Source organism: Leptospira borgpetersenii serovar Javanica, from assembly GCF_003046425.1.
In the GTDB taxonomy this organism is placed as follows: Bacteria; Spirochaetota; Leptospiria; order Leptospirales; family Leptospiraceae; genus Leptospira; species Leptospira borgpetersenii.
The window spans coordinates 162,501-165,000 of record NZ_QAJG01000006.1 but is presented as its reverse complement, the minus strand read 5'-3'; the positions used below and the strand labels follow the sequence as shown (position 1 = coordinate 165,000).

4 protein-coding genes (2 of these 4 only partly in view) are annotated in these 2,500 nt (G+C 43.9%); all 4 read left to right on the top strand.

Features of this window, described 5'->3' with window-relative positions:
* Tightly spaced (at most 16 nt apart), the 4 genes in view from CLV95_RS06780 to pheA form a layout consistent with a single transcriptional unit that may run on beyond the window.
* Window positions 1–187, top strand: the 3' portion of a protein-coding gene (locus tag CLV95_RS06780; RefSeq protein WP_002726508.1) for a response regulator. Its footprint begins 176 nt before the window's first position; the window shows 187 of its 363 coding nt (coding positions 177–363); its start codon lies beyond the left edge, outside the window; it ends in the stop codon at window positions 185–187.
* A gap of 16 nt (window positions 188–203) precedes the next feature.
* A complete protein-coding gene (locus CLV95_RS06775) occupies window positions 204–989 on the top strand; it encodes a segregation and condensation protein A (protein ID WP_002726239.1) in 786 nt (261 codons plus the stop codon).
* Window positions 956–1,519 (top strand): SMC-Scp complex subunit ScpB, encoded by a 564-nt coding sequence (gene scpB / locus CLV95_RS06770; protein ID WP_002726406.1) that lies wholly within the window; start codon window positions 956–958, stop codon window positions 1,517–1,519. The genes CLV95_RS06775 and scpB overlap by 34 nt, the downstream gene beginning before the upstream one ends.
* On the top strand, window positions 1,512–2,500 hold the 5' portion of the coding sequence (gene pheA / locus CLV95_RS06765; protein WP_002726139.1) for a prephenate dehydratase. The gene runs 103 nt beyond the window's last position; the window shows 989 of its 1,092 coding nt (coding positions 1–989); its start codon is at window positions 1,512–1,514; its stop codon lies beyond the right edge, outside the window. The genes scpB and pheA overlap by 8 nt, the downstream gene beginning before the upstream one ends.

Here is a 2,500-nt window from a genome sequence, read left to right as displayed (position 1 = left end):
GGACGGGATCGAAGCCGCTCAGGAAATATTTAAGTTGGATGCAAAGGCAAAAATTATCATGGTGACCGCACTCGGACAGGAAGACCTTCTTGCAAAGGCGATTAAAATGGGTGTGAAGGATTTTGTCGTAAAACCATTTTCTCCGGAAAGACTGCAACAAGCGGCGGACAAAGCGCTCAATTCGTAAGGTAGATTTCTTTTGAATGGAGAATGAAGAATCCGGTAACTCCTTTGTAGTTCAATGGAACAATTCGGAAGGTGGTTTGTCGGAAGGGCCTTTATCCGTCCTCTGGAGTTTGATTGAAAGCTACAAAGTGGATATTTTTGATGTTTCTCTCTCTCGCATCACCCGTGATTTTTTAAATTTCCTACGTATTTCCGAAACTCTGTCTTTAGAATTGAGCGCCGAATACGCTTTGATGGCCGCTAATTTGATCTATCTAAAATCTAAGGCTTTGTTGCCCGATCCTGGGTTCGAAGAAGAAGACTACGAACCTCCGCTTCCTCCGGAGCTAGTTGAAAAACTTTTAGAGCACAAAAAATTTCAACTCACAGCTAAAAAACTTTCAGAAATGGATCAAATTCAAACCGGAGTTTTTAGAAGGGAATCCGACGTCACCTTGGACGAAGAGGATCATTGGCTCGATGTTTCCCTCTTAGATCTGATTTCGGCCTTTCATGAAATTTTGGAATCCCAATCGACAGAAATTGAAATTCCTACCTTACTCACCACACCACACCGTTTTACGGTGGAAGAAAAGATGGAAAGTATCCTTTCCTCTCTTCGGAAAAAGAAAGAAGTTTCTTTTCCGGAATTATTCGAACGGGAACGGCCTGAAAAAGCAGAAATCGTTGCCACTTTTCTGGCATTGCTGGAACTAAGTAAGCAGAGAATTCTCCGTGCGAAACAGCACAAGTTGTTCGGAGAAATCCGTCTATTTCTGAACGAGGGACATTGGAACGGGACAGAACAGCAATCAAAGGATTGATCGAGGCCTTACTTTTTGTTTCCGGTGAACCCTTAAAATTGGCGAGTATCGCTAAGTCTGCAGGGATCGAAAAAATAGATGCCCGAGAAATTTTGGACGAACTCGTTTTAGATTATTCCGAAAAGAACGGAGGATTCTTACTTAAGGAAATTGCAGGAGCGTATCAATTCGTAACTAATGAAAGTTTTGCGGAACTGCTCGGAAACGTCTTTAGGGAAAAAAGAAGGGAACAACTTTCCAAATCCAGTTTAGATACACTCGCCATCATCGCTTACAAACAACCCATCACACTTCCGGAAATCGACGAAATTCGGGGAGTTTCTTCCCGCGCTATGGTCACTTCACTGATCTCTAAAAAGTTAATCAAGCCGATCGGGAACAAGGAAGTTCCGGGAAGACCGGCTTTGTACGGAACCACGAAGGAATTCTTGATTCATTTTGGATTGAATAAACTATCGGATCTTCCTGCACCCGTGGAAGTTAAAGAATTGAAATTCGAAAATCTGGACGATCTACTCGAACATGAGTGATTTGGATCAACAACTCAGAATTTTTCGGGATCAGATTGATTCCCTCGATCGGGAGATCGTAAAAGCGATTCAGACTCGAGCCGAATTTGCATCCAAGATCGGGGAGATCAAACGAGAACGAAATGAACCGGTTTTTCGTCCTGATCGGGAAAAGGAAGTTTACGAAAAGATAAAATCTTTGAGCTCGGGTCTTCTTCCCGACAAAGTGATGCTTGCGATCTACCGAGAGATCATGTCTGGTTCTATCTCTGTGGAAAAAGGATTGGAGGTAGGGTACCTCGGACCTGCGGGGTCTTTTTCCAACCAGGCGGTCCGCACTCGTTTCGGAGCTTCGGTTAACGCGTTGGAATTCAATTCGATTCCGGACGTGTTTCGTGCTGTGGAAACCGATAAGATAGACTACGGAGTCGTACCAGTGGAAAACTCCAGCGAAGGTTTGGTCAATTCGACTTTGGATCAATTTTTGATTTCCGATCTTCTCATTTATTCCGAACACTATTTAAGAATCAATATCAGTCTTCTCGGATTTGAACACGATCTTTCCAAAATCAAATCGTTATACGGAATCAAAATCGCCAATTCCCAGTGTAAGAATTGGCTTGCGGCCAATCTACCTCACGTGGAAATCGTAGAAACGTCTTCCACGGCCAAGGCGGCTCAGATCGTAGCGGAAAAAAAAGAGGCTTGTGCGGCCATTGCCTCCTCCATTGCGGCGGAAATTTACGGGCTCAGTCTGATCCGGGAATCCATTGAAGACCTCGTCGACAATACGACACGATTTCTCATCATCGGAAAAAATCAATGCCCACCCACCGGGAACGACAAAACTTCGATCGTTTTCTCTTGTCCCGATAAACCGGGCGCACTTTATCGGGTACTAAAACCGTTTTTCGATCATCAGTTGAATCTGACAAAGATCGAATCAAGACCCACGAGAAGGAACTCTTGGGAATACAACTTCTTTATCGACTTTTACGGTCA

Bases quoted from the DNA above. Each gene is read 5' to 3' on its own strand.
- CLV95_RS06775 (WP_002726239.1), top strand. From the start codon at position 204: ATGGAGAATGAAGAATCCGGTAACTCCTTTGTAGTTCAATGGAACAAT.